This window comes from Pseudomonas sp. PAMC25584 (assembly GCF_058135675.1).
Genome location: NZ_CM176870.1, coordinates 3575151 through 3594229, shown reverse-complemented (window position 1 = coordinate 3594229; position 19079 = coordinate 3575151). Strand labels below are relative to the sequence as shown.

Here is a 19079-nt window from a genome sequence, read left to right as displayed (position 1 = left end):
AATCAGTCCTGACGGCTGGTGACTTCCAGCAGGTGATAACCGAACTGGGTTTTCACCGGGCCTTGCACCGTGTTGACCGGGGCGCTGAACACCACGGCGTCGAATTCTTTAACCATCTGGCCTGGACCGAACGAACCCAGGTCGCCGCCTTGACGGCTGGATGGGCAGGTGGAATTGGCTTTGGCAACGTCTGCGAAATCGGCGCCGCCTTCGATCTGGGTCTTGAGTTCATTGCACTTGTCTTCGGTGGCAACGAGGATGTGACGGGCGGTGGCTTTGGCCATGGGAATTAACTCCTTGAGTAAAAACGGTGAGCGTACCGGATTCAGGCGGTTATTTCCCGGCAAAGTTCCCCTGTTCGTGGCGGGCGTGCTTGATCTACGACAAGGGCAAAGCGCAGGCGGCGGCGCAAGATTGTCGCATTCATCCGTTCAGGAGCCGTGCTATGCAAGTGCTCGATCGACGCAAGGCCATGGCGATTCCCCCATTGTTTCGCCTGGCGTTCCGCCCGTTTTTCCTTGGCGCCTGCCTGCTGGCGGTGCTGGCAATTCCCCTGTGGCTGTTCGCCCTGAGCGGCGCCACCGGTACTTGGCAACCGGCCGGAGGCTGGTTGGCCTGGCACCGGCATGAGCTGCTGTTCGGCTTTGGCGTGGCGATCATCGCCGGTTTTTTGCTGACGGCGGTGCAAACCTGGACCGGCCGCCCCGGCGTCAGTGGCGCGCCCCTGGCGCTGCTCGCCGGTCTATGGCTGGCGGCGCGCCTGGGTTGGTTGGTTAACCTGCCATGGCCGCTGTTGGCGGTGCTGGAGCTGAGTTTTCCGCTGGCCGTGGCCGGGGTGATGGGCTGGACGCTGTGGACGGTCAGGCAAACCCGCAACTACCCGATTGTACTGGTGCTGGGCCTGCTCGCCGTGGCAGACGCGTTGGCGCTCTATGGGGTGCTGCGCCAAGACGAAGGCACGCAGCGCCAGGCGGTGCTCACCGGTCTGTGGTTGGTGGCGGCGATGATGGGGCTGATCGGCGGCCGGGTGATTCCGTTCTTTACCCAGCGTGGCCTGGGCCGGGTCGATGGGGTCAAGCCGTGGCCGTGGCTGGACCGCGTATTGCTCGGCGGTTCGATTCTGATAGCGTTGCTCTACGCCAGCGGGCTGGCGGTGTTCCCCAGTGGCTGGAGCGGCGCGCTGTTCGCCGCGCTTGGCCTGGGCCACCTGCTGCGCCTGGTGCGCTGGCATGACCGTGGCCTGTGGCGCGTGCCGCTGCTGTGGTCGCTGCACCTGGCATATGCATGGTTGGCTGTGGCCTGCCTGGGTATGGCGCTGTGGCATTTCGGCGCGCCGCTCAACCCGAGCCTGGCCGTGCATGCGCTGACGGTCGGCGCCATGGCCGGGATGATCCTGGCGATGCTGGCGCGGGTCAGCCTGGGCCATACCGGTCGGCCGTTGCAGCCGCCGGGCGGGATGACCCTGGCGTTTGCACTGTTGAACCTGGCCGCAGTCTGCCGGGTGGTGCTGGTGTTAATCTGGCCCGTGGCGGCGTTGTGGCTGGCGGGGATTTGCTGGACGGTCGGCCTGGGCCTGTACCTATGGCGTTATGCGCCGATGCTGTGGCACGCGCGGGTCGACGGGCATCCCGGTTAGGAGCATTGCATGCTGTATTCGTGGTTGTTGATCGTGCATCTGCTGGCGGCGATTGCTTTTATTGGCACGCTGTTTTTTGAAGTAATGATCTGGCACAGCGCCCGCGAGGAGTTGGCCTGGTCGGCGCGCTTCACTGCCGAACACGCCATCGCCCGGCGTTCGCGGCGGGTGCTGCATGGCGTGGTAGTGCTGCTGTATGGGGCGGGCATCGGCCTGGCCTGGCATTACCGGGGCATGCCCTGGAACAGTCATTTCGGACTGTTCCTGAGCCTGAAAATCCTGCTGGCCCTGAGCATCATCGGGCACTACCTGCTGCTGGCCTACTGGCTGACCCGCGAGCGCCTGAGCCCCAAGCGTGCGCTGTGGATACGGCGCAGCATTCTCGCGCACATGGTGGTGATCGTGGTCCTGGCGAAGTCACTGTGGTGAGCGGCCTGCGGCGCCATGCCGCGGCGGATTGTTGATCGTGATCAAGGGATAGAACCTGCGCAGTTCCCACACTGTGGCGAATTCTCTGGAGGTCCGTCCCATGCCCCTGTCCCTCGCGCAACTGCGCCGCAACTACACCCTCTACGGCCTGCGGGACGACGGTGAGCAGGACAATCCGCTGGTGTTGTTCGGTCAGTGGCTGAGCCAGGCACGCAAAACCGAAGTGCCTCCCGCCGAGGCCAACAGCATGGCCCTGGCCACGGTCGATAGCGAAGGGTGCGCCCATTGCCGCATCCTGCTGCTCAAGGGTTTCAGCGCCGAGGGCTTTGTGTTTTTTGGCAATTACCAGAGCGCCAAGGGCGATGAACTGGCGAGCAACCCCCAAGCGGCGATGACGTTTTTCTGGCCGGGCCTGGAGCGCCAGGTGCGCATTGAAGGCGCGGTCGAGCGCCTCGATCCGGCGCTGTCGGACGCCTATTTCGTCGCCCGTCCGGCCGCCAGCCAACTGGGCGCCTGGGCCTCGCCGCAGAGTCAGCCCCTGGCCCACCGCAGCGAGCTGGAAGGCTTGCTGCGCGAGGTCACCGAGCGTTTCGCCGGCCAGCAGCCGCCACGGCCCGAGCATTGGGGCGGGTACTGCCTGAAGCCGCGCCGCATCGAGTTCTGGCAAGGCCGCCCTGACCGCCTGCATGACCGCCTCGACTACCGCCTGCGAGACGGCGCTTGGCAGCGCACACGGTTGGCGCCCTGACGAGGTACCTCCTTGGAGGAATAGGCCCTGCGCCCGTTGCGGCGCAGGCTGAGCGCATCTTTTTATATGGCTGGAGCCTTGATCATGGCCCATTTGACCCAACGCAGTTTTGTCTCCCTGAACATCGCCGTGCTGACCATCAGCGACACCCGCACCTTTGACACCGATACCTCCGGGCAGACCCTGGTGGACCGCCTGGAACGCGCCGGCCATGTGCTGATCGACCGTGGCCTGGTGATGGACGATATCTACCAGATCCGCGCCCGTGTCTCGCAGTGGATCGCCGACCCGCAGGTGCAAGTGGTGCTGATGACCGGCGGCACCGGCTTCACCGCCCGCGACAACACGCCACAAGCGGTGTTGCCGCTGCTGGATAAACAGGTGGACGGTTTTGGCGAACTGTTCCGCCAGGTGTCCCTGGCGGAAATCGGCATGTCCACCTTGCAGTCCCGTGCGCTGGCGGGCATGAGCAACGGCGTGCTGGTGTGCTGCATGCCCGGTTCGCCCGGCGCGTGCCGCACCGCCTGGGACCAGATTCTGGTCGGTCAACTGGACAGCCGCACCGGCCCGTGCAACTTCGTTGCGCACCTCAAGCCCCAGTTCGAACAGACGCTCAGCGCCTGTGAGGCGCGGTCATGAACACCCGCGTGTGTGACAGCGGGTCGTTGATGCCGGTGGACGAGGCGATCGCGCAACTGCTGGCCCAGGCGCCGCCTGTGCCGTCCACCGAAGTGATCCCCCTCGGCCAGGCTGCGGGCCGGGTGATCGCCGAAGAACTGTTTTCCCCCCTCGACTTGCCGGGCTGGGACAACAGCGCCATGGACGGCTACGCCCTGCGCGCCGCCGATGTGCCGGAGCAGGGCGGCTACCTGGTGTTGGCCGGGCGGATTGCCGCCGGGCACAGCAGCGACGTGCCGTTGCAGGCCGGGCAAACGGTGCGGATTTTCACCGGCGCGCCGTTGCCGCCCGGCGCCGACAGCGTGGTGCCCCAGGAGCGTTGCCGCGTTTACGGCCAGCGCATCTGGTGCCCGCCGCTGCGCCTGGCCGAACACGTGCGCAAGCGCGGTGAAGAACTGCAACGCGGGCAACGCCTGTTGCGTGTCGGCCAGCGCCTGCGCGCCCAGGAAGTCGGCCTGCTGGCGTCGGCCGGCATCCCGTGGGTCAAGGTCTATCGCCCCTTGCGCGTGTGCCTGCTGAGCAGCGGCGATGAACTGCGCGAGCCGGGCGAGTCATTGGCGCCGGGACAGATCTACAACAGCAACCGCCACCTGGTGACCGCGTTATTGCGCGGCTGGGGTGTGGAGGTGCTCGACTACGGGGTGATGGCCGACGCGCTGGCCGCCAGCCGCGACGCGTTGATCCTGGCGTCCTCCGAATGCGACCTGCTGCTGACCACCGGCGGCGTGTCGGTCGGCGAGGAAGACCATCTCAAGCAAGCCATCCAGGAACTCGGTCGCGTGGACTTCTGGCGCCTGGCGATCCAGCCCGGCAAGCCCCTGGCGTTTGGCGAAGTCGCGGGCAAACCGTGGATCGGCCTGCCCGGCAACCCGTCCGCCGCGCTGATCACCACGTTGGTGGTGGTGCGTCCGTTCCTGTTGCGCGCCCAGGGTGTCGAGCGCGTATTACCGGTGCCGATCCAGGTGCCGGCCGGGTTTGAATGGCCCACCCCCAACAAACGTCGCCAGTACCTGCGCGCGCGCTTGAGCCCGGGCGAGGATGGGCAATTGCGCGCCGTCCTGCACCCCCAGCAAAGCTCGGCAATGCTCACCGCCGCCTGCTGGGCCGATGGCCTGGTGATCGTCGAGCGCGAGCAACTGTTGCTCAAGGACGCACCGGTGCCTTTCCTGTCTTTCGCCGAGTTTCAATGAGGAGTCTCCATGCAACTGGTCTGCCCGGCAGGCAACCTGCCTGCGCTCAAAGCCGCGGTGCGCCAAGGCGCCGATGCGGTGTATGTCGGTTTTCGCGATGACACCAATGCCCGGCATTTCGCCGGGCTGAACATGGACGACAAACAGTTCGACGCAGCCGTCGCCCATATCCGCCAGCACCAGCGCAAGCTGTATGTGGCGGTCAACACCTACCCGCAACCGAAGATCTGGTCACGCTGGCAGCGCGCCGTCGACCGCGCGGCCGATCATGGCGTGGATGCGCTGATCGCCGGCGACCCCGGTGTGCTCGGTTACGCCGCTGCGCGCCATCCGCAGATGGCGTTGCACTTGTCGGTGCAGGGCTCGGCCACCCATGCGGCGGCGCTGAAGTTCTACGTCGAACGCTATGGCATTCGTCGCGCAGTGCTGCCTCGGGTGCTATCCCTGGCCCAAGTGCGGCAGGTGGCGGCGAGCAATGTGGTGCCGATCGAAGTGTTCGGCTTCGGCAGCCTGTGCATCATGGCCGAAGGGCGATGCCACTTGTCGTCGTATATCACCGGCGAGTCGCCCAACCTGTGCGGAGTGTGTTCGCCGGCCAAGGCGGTGCGCTGGAGCGACGACGCCGATGGTCTCAGCGCACGCCTCAGTGAAGTGCTGATCGACCGCTACACCCCGGAGGAACCGGCCGGCTACCCGACCTTGTGCAAAGGCCGTTTCCTGGTCGGCGGCAAGCGCTTCCACGCCCTGGAAGAACCGACCAGCCTCGACACCCTGGACCTGTTGCCCGAACTCAGCGCCATTGGCGTGGCAGCGGTGAAGATCGAAGGCCGGCAACGCAGCCCGGCCTATGTGGAACAAGTCACCCGAGTCTGGCGTGCCGCCCTCGACGCCCACCGCAGCGCCCCGGCCAATTTTGTGGTCAGGGACCAGTGGCGCCAGGTGCTGGCCGGACTTTCCGAAGGCAGCCAGACCACCCTGGGTGCTTACCATCGCGCATGGCAGTGAGGAATTACAGATGAAACTCAGCCTGGGACCGGTGCTGTTTTATTGGGATAAGGAACACCTGGGGCGCTTCTATTCAGACATGGCCGGCTTGCCCCTGGACGTGATTTACCTGGGGGAAACCGTGTGCTCGAAACGCCGCGCGTTTTCGCTGGATCAATGGTTGGGCCTGGGCCGCGAGTTGCAGTCGTGCAGCCCGGCGCAGATCGTGCTGTCGAGCCTGACCTTGATCGAAGCCGCCTCCGAGCTGTCGAGCCTGCGCCGCCTGTGCGACAACGGCGAGGTGCTGGTTGAAGCCAACGACATGGGCGCGGTGCAGCTGCTGATCGAGCGCAAGCTGCCCTTTGTCGGCGGCCCGGCGCTCAACCTGTACAACGGCCACGCGCTGGTGCAATTGCTCGATGCGGGCATGCAGCGCTGGGTGCCGCCGGTGGAGTGCTCGCAAAGCCTGATCGCCGATGTGCTGGAGCAGGTGCGCGAACTCGGCCGACCGCTGCCCGAAGTGGAGATCTTCGCCTACGGGCATTTGCCGCTGGCGTATTCGGCCCGTTGCTTCACCGCCCGTGCGGAAAACCGGCCCAAGGACGATTGCCAGTTCTGTTGCATCAACTACCCCGATGGCATGGCCCTGACCAGTCAGGAAGGGCAACCGCTGTTCACCTTGAACGGGATTCAGACGATGTCGGCCGATGTCACCAACTTGCTCGCCGATTACCCTGGCTTGGTCGCGTGTGGCGCTGGCCTGTTGCGCCTGAGCCCACGGGCTGAGGGCATGGTCGGCGTGGTCCAGGCTTTCGATCAGGTGCGCCAGGGCGCGATGCCGCCGTTGTGCGTCGACGGCTGCAACGGCTACTGGCACGGCCAGGCCGGCATGCTGCGGGTCGAGGAGGTGGGCCTGTGTTGAGTCGCAAACAATGGCTGCTCAAGGGCGCCGATCGTTTGCTGCCGCTGGTGCGCCACGTGCCGTTCCGGGTGCAGCGCCTGGCCTTGCAGCAAGGCCTCAACCGCTGCCTGGCCGAGCCGTTGCGCGACGGCGGCTTCGACCTGCTGCGCGGGCGCTGGATGTGCCTGCGCATCCCCGACCTCGGGCTGTGCTGGTACCTGACCCTGGCGCGGGACGGTTTGCGCCTCGCCGAAAAAGCCGAGGCCCAGGTGACGATCAGTGGTAACTGGCGCGAGTTCTTGTTGCTGGCCAGTCGGCAGGAAGACCCGGACACCTTGTTCTTCCGGCGCCGCTTGGTGATTGAAGGCGATACGGAGTTGGGGCTGGGCTTGAAGAACCTGATCGACAGCCTGGACTCCGATGTGCTGCCGCCCTGGTTGTGGCGCAACCTGGAGCGGGCAGGGCGCGGGCTGGCGACCTGACGCGAGCGACCTATCCCTACGGATAGGTCACTGCCACGCGCTAAGGCGTCGGCACCAAAAACGCCGCCTCCAGCAATTGCCGGGTATAAGCATGCTGCGGGTTGGCGAAAATCGCCGGCGCATCGCCTTGTTCCACCACCTGCCCGTGCTTGACCACCATTAACTGGTGACTCAGCGCTTTCACCACGGCCAGGTCATGGCTGATGAACAGATAGGTCAGGTTGTACTTGGCCTGCAAACCGCGCAGCAGTTCCACCACTTGGCGCTGTACCGTGCGGTCGAGCGCCGAGGTCGGTTCGTCGAGCAGAATCAGGCGCGGCTTGAGTACCAGGGCGCGGGCAATGGCGATGCGTTGGCGCTGGCCGCCGGAGAACTCGTGGGGGTAGCGATGCCGCGATTGCGGGTCGAGGCCGACTTCCTTGAGCGCCGCGATAATCGCCGCTTCCTGCTCCGCCGGGCTGCCCATCTTATGGATACGCAGGCCTTCGCCGACGATCTCACTGACGCTCATGCGTGGGCTGAGGCTGCCAAACGGGTCCTGGAACACCACCTGCATTTCCCGGCGCAACGGGCGCACCTGTTGCTGGGTCAGGCGGTCGAGTTGCTGGCCTTCGAAGCGAATCCCGCCTTTGCTGGCGATCAGACGCAGGATCGCCAGGCCGAGGGTGGACTTGCCTGAGCCGCTTTCGCCGACGATGCCCAGGGTTTGCCCCTGGGGCAGGCTGAAATTGATGCCGTCCACCGCCTTGACGTAGTCGACGGTGTTGCGCAGAAAGCCTTTCTTGATCGGAAACCAGACTTTCAAATCATCGACTTCCAGCAACGGCGGCCCGGCTGCCGTGTCGGCCGGCCCACCGCTGGGTTCGGCGGCGAGCAGTTCCTGGGTGTAAGGGTGCTGCGGCGACTGGAACAAGGTTTCGCAATCGGCTTGTTCGACGATGCAACCCTGCTGCATCACGCACACCCGGTGGGCAATGCGCCGCACCAGGTTCAAGTCGTGGCTGATCAACAGCAACGCCATGCCCAGGCGCGCCTGCAGTTCCTTGAGCAGTTCGAGGATCTTCAGCTGCACCGTTACGTCGAGGGCGGTGGTCGGTTCATCGGCGATCAACAGCTCCGGCTCGTTGGCCAAGGCCATGGCGATCATCACCCGTTGGCGCTGGCCGCCGGACAGTTCGTGGGGCAGGGCCTTGAGGCGTTTATGCGGCTCGGGAATGCCCACCAGTTCGAGCAACTCCAGGGTGCGTCGGGTGGCGACTTTGCCGGTCAGCCCCTTGTGCAGGCCGAGCACTTCGTTGATCTGCTTCTCGATGCAGTGCAGCGGGTTCAACGAGGTCATCGGCTCCTGGAAGATCATCGCAATGCGATTGCCGCGAATATGCCGGATGGTTTTTTCTTTGAGGGTCAGCAGGTCCTGGCCGGCGTACTCGATGGTGCCGGCGGGGTGCCGCGCCAAGGGGTAGGGCAGCAGGCGCAGGATCGAGTGGGCGGTCACCGATTTGCCGGAGCCGCTTTCGCCGACCAGCGCCAGGGTTTCGCCGCGCTTGATGTCGAAGCTGACGTGGTTCACCACGCGCTGGTGATGCTCGCCGGTGACGAACTCGACGCAGAGGTCGCGGACTTCGATCAGATTGTCCTGATTCATCTCATTTCCTCGGGTCGAAGGCATCGCGAGCGGACTCGCCGATAAACACCAGCAAACTCAACATGATCGCCAGCACGGCGAAGGCACTCATGCCCAGCCACGGCGCTTGCAGGTTGGATTTGCCCTGGGCCACCAGCTCTCCCAGCGACGGCGAGCCCGCCGGCAGGCCGAAGCCGAGGAAGTCCAGGGCGGTCAGGGTGCCGATGGCGCCGGTGAGGATGAACGGCATGAAGGTCATGGTCGAGACCATGGCATTGGGCAGGATATGCCGGAACATGATCGCGACGTTCTGCATGCCCAGTGCCCTGGCCGCGCGCACGTATTCCAGGTTGCGCCCGCGCAGGAACTCGGCGCGGACCACGTCCACCAGGCTCATCCACGAGAACAGCAGCATGATCCCCAGCAGCCACCAGAAGTTGGGCTGTACGAAACTGGCGAGGATGATCAGCAGGTACAGCACCGGCAAGCCCGACCAGATCTCCAGGAAGCGTTGCCCGGCCAGGTCGACCCAGCCGCCATAGAAACCCTGCAGGGCACCGGCGATCACGCCGATGATCGAACTGAGCACGGTCAGGGTCAGGGCAAACAGCACCGACACACGGAAGCCGTAGATCACCCGTGCCAAGACGTCGCGGCCCTGGTCATCGGTGCCCAGCAGGTTGACCGAAGACGGCGGCGCGGGGGCCGGCACCCTCAGGTCGTAGTTGATGCTCTGGTAGCTGAACGGGATCGGCGCCCACAGCGTCCAGGCGTCCTTGGCCTTGAGCAGTTCCTGGATATACGGGCTCTTGTAGTTGGCCTCCAGGGGGAATTCGCCGCCGAAGGTGGTTTCCGGGTAGCGCTTGAGCGCCGGGAAATACCAGTCGCCGTCAAAATGCACCGCCAGCGGTTTGTCGTTGGCGATCAGCTCGGCGCCCAGGCTCAGGCCGAACAGAATCAGGAACAGCCACAGCGACCACCAGCCACGCTTGTTCGCCTTGAACCGCTCGAATCGGCGGCGATTGAGGGGGGACAGATTCATCTCAATGCTCCCGGCTGGCGAAGTCGATACGCGGATCGACCAGGGTGTAGGTGAGGTCACCGATCAGCTTCACCACCAAGCCGAGCAGGGTGAAGATAAACAGCGTGCCGAACACCACCGGGTAATCGCGGTTGATCGCCGCTTCAAAGCTCATCAGGCCGAGGCCGTCGAGGGAGAAGATCACTTCCACCAGCAAGGACCCGGTGAAGAAAATCCCGATGAACGCCGAGGGGAAACCGGCGATCACCAGCAGCATGGCGTTGCGGAACACGTGGCCGTAGAGCACGCGGTGGTTGGTCAGGCCCTTGGCCTTGGCGGTGACCACGTACTGCTTGTTGATCTCGTCGAGAAAGCTGTTTTTGGTCAGCAGCGTCATGGTTGCGAAGTTGCCGATCACCAGCGCGGTGATGGGCAAGGCCAGGTGCCAGAAGTAGTCGAGGATCTTGCCGCCCCAGCTCAATTCATCGAAATTGTTGGAGGTCAGCCCGCGCAAGGGGAACCAGTCGAAATAACTGCCACCGGCAAACACCACGATCAGCAGGATCGCGAACAGGAACGCCGGGATCGCGTAGCCGACGATGATCGCCGAGCTGGTCCATACGTCGAAGTGGCTGCCGTGTCGCGTGGCCTTGGCGATCCCCAGCGGGATCGAGATCAGGTACATGATCAGCGTGCTCCACAACCCGAGGGAGATGGACACCGGCATCTTTTCCTTGATCAGGTCGATGACCTTGGCGTCACGAAAGAAGCTGTTGCCAAAATCCAGGCGGGCGTAGTTCTTGACCATGATCCACAAGCGTTCCGGTGCCGACTTGTCGAAACCGTACATGGTTTCGATTTCCTTGATCAGCGCCGGGTCCAGGCCTTGGGCGCCACGGTAGCTGGAACCGGCCACCGCGACTTCGGCACCGCCGCCGGCAATGCGGCTGGTGGCGCCTTCGAAGCCTTCGAGTTTGGCGATCATCTGCTCCACCGGGCCGCCGGGGGCGGCCTGGATGATGATGAAGTTGATCAGCAGAATCCCGAACAGCGTGGGGATGATCAGCAATAGGCGGCGAACAATATAGGCCAGCATTTAATCGCCTCCGCTCGCCGGGTCGGCGCTCGTGTCTAGGGTGATGGCAGGTTTCACGTCGGGTTTCGCCCACCAAGTGGCGGTGCCGACGTCATAGCGCGGTGGCACCTTCGGATGGCCGAGGTGGTCCCAGTACGCCACGCGGAAGGTCTTGATGTGCCAGTTGGGGATCACGTAGTAGCCAAATTGCAGCACGCGATCCAGGGCCTTGGCATGGGCGACCAGGCTTTGGCGTGAGTCGGCGTCGATCAGTTCCTCTACCAGTTGGTCGACGGCCGGGTCCTTGAGGCCCATGTAGTTGCGGCTGCCGGGTTTATCGGCGCTGGAGGATTTCCAGAATTCGCGTTGTTCGTTACCCGGCGAGGTGGACTGCGGGAAGCTGCCCACCAGCATGTCGAAATCCCGCGAGCGCAGGCGGTTGACGAATTGTGAGACGTCGACCCGGCGGATCACCAGGTCGATACCCAGGTCCGCCAGGTTGCGTTTGAAGGGCAGCAGGATGCGTTCGAACTCGGTCTGCGCCAGCAGGAATTCGATGGTCACCGGTTTGCCGGTGGCGTCGACCATCTTGTCGTCGACGATGCGCCAGCCGGCTTCCTGCAACAGTTGGTAGGCCTCGCGCTGCTGGGTGCGGATCATGCCGCTGCCGTCGGTTCTGGACGGCGCAAAGGCCTGGGTAAAGACTTCGGCGGGGATCTTGTCGCGCAGCGGTTCGAGGATGGCCAACTCGTCCGGGCCGGGCAGGCCGGTGGCGGCCATCTCCGAGTTCTCGAAGTAGCTGCGGGTGCGGGTGTAGGCGCCGTTGAACAACTGCTTGTTGCTCCACTCGAAGTCCAGCAACAGGCTGATGGCCTTGCGCACGCGCACGTCCTGGAACATCGGCTTGCGCGTGTTGAACACGAAACCCTGCATGCCGGTGGGGTTGCCGTTGGGGAGCTCTTCCTTGACCAGGCGCCCTTCGGCCACCGCCGGAATGTTATAGGCGTTGGCCCAATTCTTCGCGCTGAATTCCAGCCAGTAGTCGAACTGCCCAGCCTTCAACGCTTCCAGGGATACCGTACTGTCACGGTAATAGTCGGTGATGCGCTGATCGAAGTTGTAGAAGCCTTGGGTGATCGGCAGGTCCTTGGCCCAGTAGTCCTTGACCCGCTCGTAGCGAATCATGCGCCCGGCCTTGACCTCGGCCACCTTGTACGGCCCGCTGCCCAGCGGTATTTCCAGGTTGCCCTTGGTAAAGTCGCGGGTGGCCCACCAATGCTTGGGCAATACCGGCAGTTGCCCGAGGATCAGCGGCAATTCGCGGTTGTTGGTGCGCTTGAACTTGAACAGTACCCGCTGCGGGTCTTCGGCCACCACTTCGTCAACGTCGGCGTAGTAGGTGCGGTAGAGCGGCGAACCTTCCTTCATCAGCGTCTGGAAGGTAAACACCACGTCTTCGGCCTGGATCGGCTGGCCATCGTGGAAGCGTGCTTCGGGGCGCAGGTAGAAGCGTACCCAACTGTTGTCCGGGGCTTTTTCGATTTTGCCGGCCACCAGGCCGTATTCGGTGATGGGTTCGTCCAGGCTCTGCATGGCCAGGGTGTCGTAGATCAGGCTGATATTGTCCGCCGGCACGCCCTTGCTGATGTAGGGATTGAGACTGTCGAAACCGCCCATGCTCGACTCGCGAAAGGTGCCGCCCTTGGGGGCGTTGGGGTTGACGTAGTCGAAGTGCTTGAAATTGGCGGGGTACTTGGGCGGCTCGTTGTAGAGGGTCAGCGCATGTTGCGGGGCGGCGTGGGCCGCCGTGCATAGCAACAGACTGCCGAGCAGTGCAGTACGCAAAGACATCATTGGGCTTTCTCCGAAGCTTTCAGCCACCATGCGCTCAGGCCCAGGCTGTAGGGCGGCGTGGTGACAAAGGCGAACCGGTTGCGGTACGCCAAGCGATGATAGTTGAGGTACCAGTTGGGAATGCTGTAATGCTGCCACAGCAGGACCCGGTCCAGGGCCCGGCCGGCCGCCAGTTGTTCGTCGCGGGTCTGTGCCGACAGCAGTTGTTCGAGCAGGCGGTCGACCACCGGATTGGCGATGCCTGCGTAGTTCTTGCTGCCCTTGATCGCCGCCTGGCTGGAGTGGAAGTACTGCCACTGCTCAAGGCCGGGGCTGAGGGTTTGGTTGAGGGTCATCAGGATCATGTCGAAGTCGAACTGATCGAGGCGCTGTTTGTATTGCGCCCGGTCGACTGTGCGCAGGTGCGCGTCGATGCCGATACTGTTCAGGTTTTCCACATAGGGCTGCAGGATGCGCTCCAGGTTCGGGTTGACCAGCAGGATTTCGAAGCGCAGCGGTTGCCCGTCCTTGTTGAGCAGGCGTTGCCCGGACAGCTTCCAGCCGCCTTCGCCGAGCAGGGCCAGGGCGCGGCGCAGGGTCTCGCGGGGGATGCCGTGCCCGTCGGTCTGGGGCAGGCTGAACGGTTGGGTGTAGAGATTGGCCGGCAGTTGGTCGCGGTAGGGCGAGAGCATCAACCATTCATGGCCGACCGGGACGCCGGTCGCCGAAAATTCGCTGTTGGGGTAATAGCTCAAGGTGCGTTTATAGGCGCCGCTGAACAGGGTGCGGTTGGTCCATTCAAAGTCGAACATCAGCCCCAGGGCTTCGCGCACCTTGGCTTGTCTGAAGGTCGGGCGCCGGGTGTTCATGAACAGGCCCTGGCTTTGGGTCGGGATCTGGTGGGCGATCTGCGCCTTGATCACATCGCCGCGGTTGATCGCCGGGAAGTTGTAGCCATTCGCCCAATTTTTGGCCTGGTGCTCGATATAGATATCGAACTCGCCGGCCTTGAAGGCTTCGAAGGCGACGTCGCTGTCGCGGTAGAACTCCACTTCGACCTTGTCGTAATTGTAGAAACCCTGGTTGACCGGCAGATTCTTGCCCCAATAGTCCTTGACCCGCTCGAACACCAGTTGTCTGCCCGGCGTGACTTTGCTGAGGCGATAGGGCCCGCTGCCCAGCGGTGGTTCGAAGGTCGTGGCCTTGAAATCGCGGTTTTTCCAGTAGTGCTGGGGCAGCACCGGCAGTTCGCCCAGGCGCAGGATCAGCAACGGGTTGCCGGCGCGCTTGAATACAAAACGGATACGGTGGCGGTTGAGGATGTCGACCCGCGCCACTTCCTGCAGGTTGGTGCGGTATTGCGGATGACCTTCGGTCAGCAGGGTGCGATAGGAAAACGCCACGTCATAGGCAGTGATCGGCTTGCCATCGTGAAAGCGGGCTTCCGGGCGCAGGTTGAACACCACCCAACTGCGGTCCTCGCTGTACTCCACCGACTGGGCAATCAGCCCGTAGCTGGAGGTCGGCTCATCGCCGGACGGCGCGTACTGGCCGGTGCCGACCATCAAAGGTTCGTTCAGCTCATTGACGCCGTATTGCAGGAAGTTCGGCGTGGAAACCGGGCTTGAGCCCTTGAAGGTATAGGGGTTGAGGGTGTCGAACGTGCCAAACGCCATGACCCGCAACGTCCCGCCTTTCGGCGCTGCAGGGTTTACCCAATCGAAGTGGGTGAATTTGGCCGGGTACTTGAGGGTGCCGAACTGCGCATAACCGTGGCTCTCGGTAATCGTCGCGTTCGCAGCAAAGCTCAAGGCCAGACTTATTAGTAGAAGGAGGGGACGCGTCAAGTCAGAGATCCGATCCAGGCAGCTTGGGCTTTATGATCGGTACAGTAACAGCTTGTTCCGGTTGGAAAAAGCCAGTTGGAATGATGGCGATCCTATGTGGGAGGGAGCTTGCTCCCGATGGCGGTGCGTCAGTCAGCTTATGTACCGACTGATGCACCGCCATCGGGAGCAAGCTGAACTGGCCTAATGATTTTGGACACTTCAATCGGGCGCTATGATGGCGCCCAAATCTGAGGTGTTTGGATATGCGTAAATCTTATTCGAGTGAGTTCAAACTCAAGGCGGCCAGCATGGTGCTGGACGAGGGGCAGTCGGTTCCCGACGTCTGTGCCAGTCTGGATATTGGCCCGACTGCGTTGCGCCGCTGGGTCGATCAGGTTCGCAAAGAGCGGCTGGGCTCGACTCCGATTGGCGCCAAGGCTATTACCGCCGATCAACGAGAGATTCAGCAGCTCAAAGCGTTACTCAGGCAAAAAGACCTGGACATCGAAATCCTAAAAAAGGCCAGTGCTCTCTTGCTGTTGGACGCCAAAGATCATTCACGTTGATCTGTGAGCTGGACGAGCAGTACGGCGTTAACAATTGCTGTCGGGCGTTCGATGTTAACCGCAGCAGTTTTTACGCCTGGCGTCAGCGCCAAGGCAAGGTGAAACCTGAGCGGGAAAAGCTCAAAGCCGCCCTGGTCGAGCATCACAAGGAGTCCAGAGCATCTGCTGGATCGCGTACTTTAGCTAAGGAACTGCAAGCCAAGGGGCATCGCGTCGGGCGGTACATGGCGCGTAGCCTGATGCGTGAAGCGGGCGTCATCAGTCGTCAACGCCGGCGGCATAAGTACAAATCATCCGGCGTGGAAGCGCTGGTAGCGCCGCATGTGCTCAAGCGCCAGTTTGATGTCACAGCGATCAACCAGGTGTGGTGTGGCGATGTGACGTATATCAAAGTCGGCAAGCGCTGGATGTATTTCGCGGCAGTTCTGGATCTGTTCGCTCGCCGGATTGTGGGGTGGTCGTTTTCGATGATTTCCGATGCCACGCTGACCTGCGAAGCGTTGCGAATGGCGGTCGAGTTGCGAGGCCGTCCAAAAGAGGTGCTGTTTCACTCCGACCAAGGCTGTCAGTACACCAGCCACAAATTCAGGAATGAAATGCGCAAGCATGGACTCCTGCAAAGCATGAGTCGCAAAGGTGAGTGCTGGGACAACGCCCCGATGGAGCGTTTCTTTGGGAGCCTTAAATCAGAATGGGTACCAGAAGATGGCTACAGCTCAGAGCATGAAGCCCGAGTGGATTTGCAGCGTTATTTGATGCGTTACAACAACGTCAGGCTCCACAGCTACAACGGCTACCGGTCGCCGGTAGCTATGGAGAAACTGGCGGCGTGAAACCTTAACTGGTGTCCAAAATTAGTTGACCAGTTCAAGCCCCCTCCCACAATTGGCGCTCCAGTGTTCTTGCGGTGTCAGCGTGGCCCGGAAACCACGAGCATCTGCCCCGGCTTGAGCGCCATGCCAGTGCGTGGGTTCCAGCGCTTGAGATGTTGCATCTCAACGTTGAAACGCTTGGCGACGATATACAGCGAGTCGCCTTTCTTGACCTTGTACTGCACCGGTTTCTTGCTGTCGGCCTTGGCCACCAGCTTGCGCGTGTCCTGCATCACCAGGGTCTGGCCGACCTTGAGCGCCTGGCCGTTGAGCTTGTTCCAGCGCTGCAGGTCATGCACGTCGACCTTGTTGGCCTTGGCGATCAGCGTCAGGTTGTCGCCGTTGCGCACCTTGTAGTTGCGGGTACGGCCAGCCACGGACTGGGTCTCGACTTCGTCGAATACCGGCTTTTTCGGGCGCATTGCCAGCAATTCTTCAGGCTTCATCGCCGAAAGGCTGCTGGTCAACAGTTGTGCTTTGGAGCTGGGCACGAGCAAATGCTGGGGACCGTCCAGGGTGGTACGTTGTTTCAGCGCCGGATTGAGCTGGAACAGTTCGTCTTCGTCGATCTCGGCCAGTGCGGCGACCCGTGACAGGTCCATGCTTTGCTTGACTTCAACCACTTCGAAGTACGGCGTGTTGGCAATCGGGTTCAGGTTGACGCCGTAGGCCTCGGGGGCGAGCACCACCTGGGACAGCGCCAGGAACTTGGGCACGTAGTCCTTGGTTTCCTGGGGCAGGGGCAGGTTCCAGTAGTCGGTCGGCAGACCGAGCTTCTCGTTGCGCTCGATCGCCCGGCTTACCGTGCCTTCGCCGGCGTTATACGCGGCCAGGGCCAGCAGCCAGTCGCCGTTGAACATGTCATGCAGACGTGTCAGATAGTCCAGCGCGGCGGTGGTGGAAGCGGTGATATCGCGACGACCGTCGTAGGCGCGGGTCTGGCGCAGGTTGAAGTAGCGCCCGGTGGAGGGAATGAACTGCCACAAGCCGACCGCATCGCTGCGCGAATAGGCCATTGGGTTGTAGGCACTTTCAATCACTGGCAACAGCGCCAGTTCCAGGGGCATGTTGCGTTCTTCAAGGCGTTCGACGATGTAATGAATGTAGAGGCTGCCACGTTCGCCGGCGTTCTCCAGGAAGGACGGGTTGCTGGCGAACCACAGGCGCTGTTGCTCGATACGCGGGTTGACGCCGAGGCCGTCCTGCAATTGAAAGCCCCGACGCATGCGTTCCCAGACATCCTGGGGGGCTTCGGGGCTGGGCTTCTCTGAGAGCCAAATAGGTTTTTGCTTGATCTTGGCAGCAAGATTCGGTTTGGGTTGCACGGTGGATTGTGCAGCGAAATTTGTCGATTGGCAGCCCGCCAGAGTTGCGGAGACAGCCACCGCCACGGCTTGAGCCAGGCGGGTCAATGCGTCTGAATGATTGGATTTACGAGTAGATGACGACATTGGCTGGAAGTAAGTTCCGGGCAAAAATGTCGGGCGATTCTAGAAAGCGCTTTGGTTCCGGTCAACCATTCAGAAATTTCGTATCAGACTGCGTCACGTTAGAACTTATCTTTCCAAGCCCTCAAGCTAGCAAATACCTCGGCTCCAGAGCGGTTGTCACGGCCATTCCGTTCGTCAGCTTTTTGTTTAACGGATGTTTCAGCGGTACGCAGGAACGGATTGGTGCGCTTTTCCAGGGCCAGGTTGGAAGGCAGCGTGATCTCGCCACGGGCGCGCAGTTGGTTGACGTTTTCCACCCGTTCGGCGATATCGGCGTTGTCTGGTTCCACCGCCTGGGCAAACCTGAGATTGCTCTGTGTGTATTCATGGGTGCAGTACACCAGGGTGTCGGCCGGCAGGGCGGCCAGGCGTTGCAGCGAGGTGTACATTTGCGCTGGCGTGCCTTCGAACAGGCGGCCGCAACCGGCGGCGAAGAGGGTGTCGCCGCAGAACAGCGCGCCCTGGTGATAGAAGGCAACATGGCCGAGGGTATGGCCGGGGACGGCGTACACGGCGAAGTCCCAGCCCAGCACCGTGATGCGGTCGTTGTCCTGCAGCGCGATGTCCCGTGCCGGGATCGTTTCGCTGGCCGGGCCGTAGACCTTGGCACCGGTCACACGTTTCAGTGCTTCGACGCCACCTACATGATCATGGTGATGGTGGGTGATGAGGATGTCGCTGAGCGTCCACTCCGGGTTCTGCTCGAGCCAGGCCAGCACGGGGGTGGCATCGCCGGGGTCGACCACGGCGCAGCGGCGGGTCTGGGGTTCCTGTAACAACCAGATGTAGTTATCGGTGAAGGCGGGCAGGGCACTGATCTGTATCATTCTTCGATTCGCCAAGCTGAACACATTGGTGCATCTTAGAACGTCTAGGCGAGTTGGAGAATGCAATGACTGATAAAGCGTTCGCCCAGGCCGATCCTGAATGGCTGGCCCTGATCAGTGCAGCCCGTGACTGGCTGTCCGGGCCGATCGGGCAATTTTTGCTGGATGAAGAACGGAGCATGCTCGAAGACGAGCTGGGCCGGTTCTTTGGCGGTTACCTGGTGCATTACGGGCCGTCGGCCCAGACGCCGCCGTCCGCGCCGCAGGTGCAGCGCAATGTGCGCCTGGGCGCGCCGTTGCCGGGGGTGGAGATCGTCTGCGAAGAGCAGGCCTGGCCGTTGAGCGAGCACGCTGCCGATGTGGTGGTGCTGCAGCATGGCCTGGATTTCTGCCTGTCACCCCACGGTTTGTTGCGCGAAGCTGCCAGCAGCGTGCGCCCAGGTGGCCATTTGCTGATTGTCGGCATCAACCCCTGGAGCAGTTGGGGCCTGCGCCATGTGTTCGCCCATGACGGCCTGCGCCAGGCCCGTTGCATCTCGCCTTCGCGGGTGGGGGACTGGCTGAACCTGCTGGGCTTCGCACTGGAGAAACGCCGCTTCGGATGCTATCGTCCGCCGCTGGCGTCGACCAAGTGGCAGGGCCGTCTGGCTGGCTGGGAGCGTCGGGCGGGGGCCTGGCAACTGTCGGGTGGCGGCTTCTATTTACTGGTTGCACGCAAGATCGTGGTCGGGCTGCGGCCGGTGCGTCAGGTGCTACGCCAGCCCATGGGCAAGCTGGTGCCGATGCCGATGGCCAAGGTCAACCGCAAGCAAAGCGAACCGTAAAACCCTCTTTTTGATTTCAGGCCGAATCATTCGGCCTCGGGATGCTGTCGGCCTATGCCCGGCGACCCGT

19 protein-coding genes are annotated in these 19079 nt (G+C 62.6%); 11 read left to right on the top strand and 8 right to left on the bottom strand.

Going from position 1 to position 19079, the window contains the following annotated elements:
• Positions 1-2: 2 nt before the first annotated feature.
• Positions 3-284 (bottom strand): peptidylprolyl isomerase, encoded by a 282-nt coding sequence (locus ACS5Q8_RS16355; protein WP_276193358.1) that lies wholly within the window; start codon positions 282-284, stop codon positions 3-5.
• A 161-nt stretch (positions 285-445) separates the two neighbouring features.
• Here ACS5Q8_RS16355 and ACS5Q8_RS16350 point away from each other — a divergent pair, with 161 nt between their 5' ends.
• The 8 genes from ACS5Q8_RS16350 (at position 446) to ubiT (ending at position 7048) form a co-directional block, all read left to right on the top strand.
• A complete protein-coding gene (locus ACS5Q8_RS16350) occupies positions 446-1636 on the top strand; it encodes an NnrS family protein (RefSeq protein ID WP_443694442.1) in 1191 nt (396 codons plus the stop codon).
• Between the two features lie 9 nt (positions 1637-1645).
• Entirely contained in the window at positions 1646-2065 is a 420-nt protein-coding gene (locus tag ACS5Q8_RS16345) for a hypothetical protein (protein ID WP_276193356.1), read from the top strand.
• A gap of 100 nt (positions 2066-2165) precedes the next feature.
• Entirely contained in the window at positions 2166-2813 is a 648-nt protein-coding gene (pdxH, locus tag ACS5Q8_RS16340) for a pyridoxamine 5'-phosphate oxidase (protein WP_276193355.1), read from the top strand.
• A gap of 84 nt (positions 2814-2897) precedes the next feature.
• Positions 2898-3452: a molybdenum cofactor biosynthesis protein B gene (gene moaB / locus ACS5Q8_RS16335; protein WP_426101522.1), complete on the top strand. Its 555-nt coding sequence runs from the start codon at positions 2898-2900 to the stop codon at positions 3450-3452.
• Entirely contained in the window at positions 3449-4681 is a 1233-nt protein-coding gene (locus ACS5Q8_RS16330) for a molybdopterin molybdotransferase MoeA (RefSeq protein WP_465159148.1), read from the top strand. The genes moaB and ACS5Q8_RS16330 overlap by 4 nt, the downstream gene beginning before the upstream one ends.
• Before the next feature lie 9 nt (positions 4682-4690).
• Positions 4691-5686: a ubiquinone anaerobic biosynthesis protein UbiU gene (gene ubiU, locus ACS5Q8_RS16325; protein WP_465159147.1), complete on the top strand. Its 996-nt coding sequence runs from the start codon at positions 4691-4693 to the stop codon at positions 5684-5686.
• A 10-nt stretch (positions 5687-5696) separates the two neighbouring features.
• Entirely contained in the window at positions 5697-6587 is an 891-nt protein-coding gene (locus tag ACS5Q8_RS16320) for a U32 family peptidase (protein ID WP_276193350.1), read from the top strand.
• Entirely contained in the window at positions 6581-7048 is a 468-nt protein-coding gene (gene ubiT / locus ACS5Q8_RS16315; protein ID WP_276193349.1) for a ubiquinone anaerobic biosynthesis accessory factor UbiT, read from the top strand. Before ACS5Q8_RS16320 ends, ubiT begins: the two co-directional genes overlap by 7 nt.
• 40 nt (positions 7049-7088) lie before the next feature.
• On the opposite strand, the gene ACS5Q8_RS16310 is transcribed toward ubiT, so the two are convergent.
• The 5 genes from ACS5Q8_RS16310 to ACS5Q8_RS16290 are packed head-to-tail and all read right to left on the bottom strand — an operon-like array spanning position 7089 to position 14448.
• Positions 7089-8693 carry an ABC transporter ATP-binding protein gene (locus ACS5Q8_RS16310; protein WP_276193347.1) on the bottom strand — a complete coding sequence of 535 codons (1605 nt, stop codon included), beginning with the start codon at positions 8691-8693 and terminating at the stop codon, positions 7089-7091.
• 1 nt (position 8694) lies between these two features.
• The gene (locus ACS5Q8_RS16305; protein ID WP_276193346.1) at positions 8695-9714 is read right to left on the bottom strand and encodes an ABC transporter permease; all 1020 of its coding nucleotides are present in this window, start codon (positions 9712-9714) and stop codon (positions 8695-8697) included.
• 1 nt (position 9715) lies between these two features.
• Complete coding sequence (locus ACS5Q8_RS16300) at positions 9716-10789, bottom strand: microcin C ABC transporter permease YejB (protein ID WP_276193345.1); 1074 nt, start codon at positions 10787-10789, stop codon at positions 9716-9718.
• Entirely contained in the window at positions 10790-12622 is a 1833-nt protein-coding gene (locus tag ACS5Q8_RS16295) for an extracellular solute-binding protein (protein ID WP_276193343.1), read from the bottom strand.
• Entirely contained in the window at positions 12619-14448 is a 1830-nt protein-coding gene (locus ACS5Q8_RS16290; protein WP_443694450.1) for an extracellular solute-binding protein, read from the bottom strand. The genes ACS5Q8_RS16295 and ACS5Q8_RS16290 overlap by 4 nt, the downstream gene beginning before the upstream one ends.
• Before the next feature lie 245 nt (positions 14449-14693).
• Between ACS5Q8_RS16290 and ACS5Q8_RS16285 the strand changes: the two genes are divergently transcribed.
• A complete protein-coding gene (locus ACS5Q8_RS16285; protein ID WP_276193552.1) occupies positions 14694-14996 on the top strand; it encodes a transposase in 303 nt (100 codons plus the stop codon).
• On the top strand, positions 14993-15829 hold the full coding sequence (locus ACS5Q8_RS16280; RefSeq protein ID WP_465159146.1) for an IS3 family transposase: 837 nt from the start codon (positions 14993-14995) through the stop codon (positions 15827-15829). The genes ACS5Q8_RS16285 and ACS5Q8_RS16280 overlap by 4 nt, the downstream gene beginning before the upstream one ends.
• A 77-nt stretch (positions 15830-15906) precedes the next feature.
• On the opposite strand, the gene ACS5Q8_RS16275 is transcribed toward ACS5Q8_RS16280, so the two are convergent.
• Together ACS5Q8_RS16275 and gloB are read right to left on the bottom strand one after the other, a co-directional pair.
• Positions 15907-17319 carry a lytic transglycosylase domain-containing protein gene (locus ACS5Q8_RS16275; RefSeq protein WP_276193340.1) on the bottom strand — a complete coding sequence of 471 codons (1413 nt, stop codon included), beginning with the start codon at positions 17317-17319 and terminating at the stop codon, positions 15907-15909.
• A 98-nt stretch (positions 17320-17417) separates the two neighbouring features.
• A complete protein-coding gene (gene gloB, locus ACS5Q8_RS16270) occupies positions 17418-18185 on the bottom strand; it encodes a hydroxyacylglutathione hydrolase (protein ID WP_276193338.1) in 768 nt (255 codons plus the stop codon).
• Positions 18186-18250: 65 nt separating this feature from the next.
• Here gloB and ACS5Q8_RS16265 point away from each other — a divergent pair, with 65 nt between their 5' ends.
• Positions 18251-19009, top strand: coding sequence for a class I SAM-dependent methyltransferase (locus ACS5Q8_RS16265; protein ID WP_247399351.1), 759 nt, complete (start codon positions 18251-18253; stop codon positions 19007-19009).
• Positions 19010-19079: the final 70 nt, after the last annotated feature.

Excerpts from the sequence above, each read along its gene's own strand:
- ACS5Q8_RS16355 (WP_276193358.1), bottom strand. The coding sequence starts at position 284 with ATGGCCAAAGCCACCGCCCGTCACATCCTCGTTGCCACCGAAGACAAG.
- ACS5Q8_RS16350 (WP_443694442.1), top strand. The coding sequence starts at position 446 with ATGCAAGTGCTCGATCGACGCAAGGCCATGGCGATTCCCCCATTGTTT.
- ACS5Q8_RS16345 (WP_276193356.1), top strand. The coding sequence starts at position 1,646 with ATGCTGTATTCGTGGTTGTTGATCGTGCATCTGCTGGCGGCGATTGCT.
- pdxH (WP_276193355.1), top strand. The coding sequence starts at position 2,166 with ATGCCCCTGTCCCTCGCGCAACTGCGCCGCAACTACACCCTCTACGGC.
- moaB (WP_426101522.1), top strand. The coding sequence starts at position 2,898 with ATGGCCCATTTGACCCAACGCAGTTTTGTCTCCCTGAACATCGCCGTG.
- ACS5Q8_RS16330 (WP_465159148.1), top strand. The coding sequence starts at position 3,449 with ATGAACACCCGCGTGTGTGACAGCGGGTCGTTGATGCCGGTGGACGAG.
- ubiU (WP_465159147.1), top strand. The coding sequence starts at position 4,691 with ATGCAACTGGTCTGCCCGGCAGGCAACCTGCCTGCGCTCAAAGCCGCG.
- ACS5Q8_RS16320 (WP_276193350.1), top strand. The coding sequence starts at position 5,697 with ATGAAACTCAGCCTGGGACCGGTGCTGTTTTATTGGGATAAGGAACAC.
- ACS5Q8_RS16310 (WP_276193347.1), bottom strand. The coding sequence starts at position 8,693 with ATGAATCAGGACAATCTGATCGAAGTCCGCGACCTCTGCGTCGAGTTC.
- ACS5Q8_RS16305 (WP_276193346.1), bottom strand. The coding sequence starts at position 9,714 with ATGAATCTGTCCCCCCTCAATCGCCGCCGATTCGAGCGGTTCAAGGCG.
- ACS5Q8_RS16300 (WP_276193345.1), bottom strand. The coding sequence starts at position 10,789 with ATGCTGGCCTATATTGTTCGCCGCCTATTGCTGATCATCCCCACGCTG.
- ACS5Q8_RS16295 (WP_276193343.1), bottom strand. The coding sequence starts at position 12,622 with ATGATGTCTTTGCGTACTGCACTGCTCGGCAGTCTGTTGCTATGCACG.
- ACS5Q8_RS16285 (WP_276193552.1), top strand. The coding sequence starts at position 14,694 with ATGCGTAAATCTTATTCGAGTGAGTTCAAACTCAAGGCGGCCAGCATG.
- ACS5Q8_RS16275 (WP_276193340.1), bottom strand. The coding sequence starts at position 17,319 with ATGTCGTCATCTACTCGTAAATCCAATCATTCAGACGCATTGACCCGC.
- gloB (WP_276193338.1), bottom strand. The coding sequence starts at position 18,185 with ATGATACAGATCAGTGCCCTGCCCGCCTTCACCGATAACTACATCTGG.
- ACS5Q8_RS16265 (WP_247399351.1), top strand. The coding sequence starts at position 18,251 with ATGACTGATAAAGCGTTCGCCCAGGCCGATCCTGAATGGCTGGCCCTG.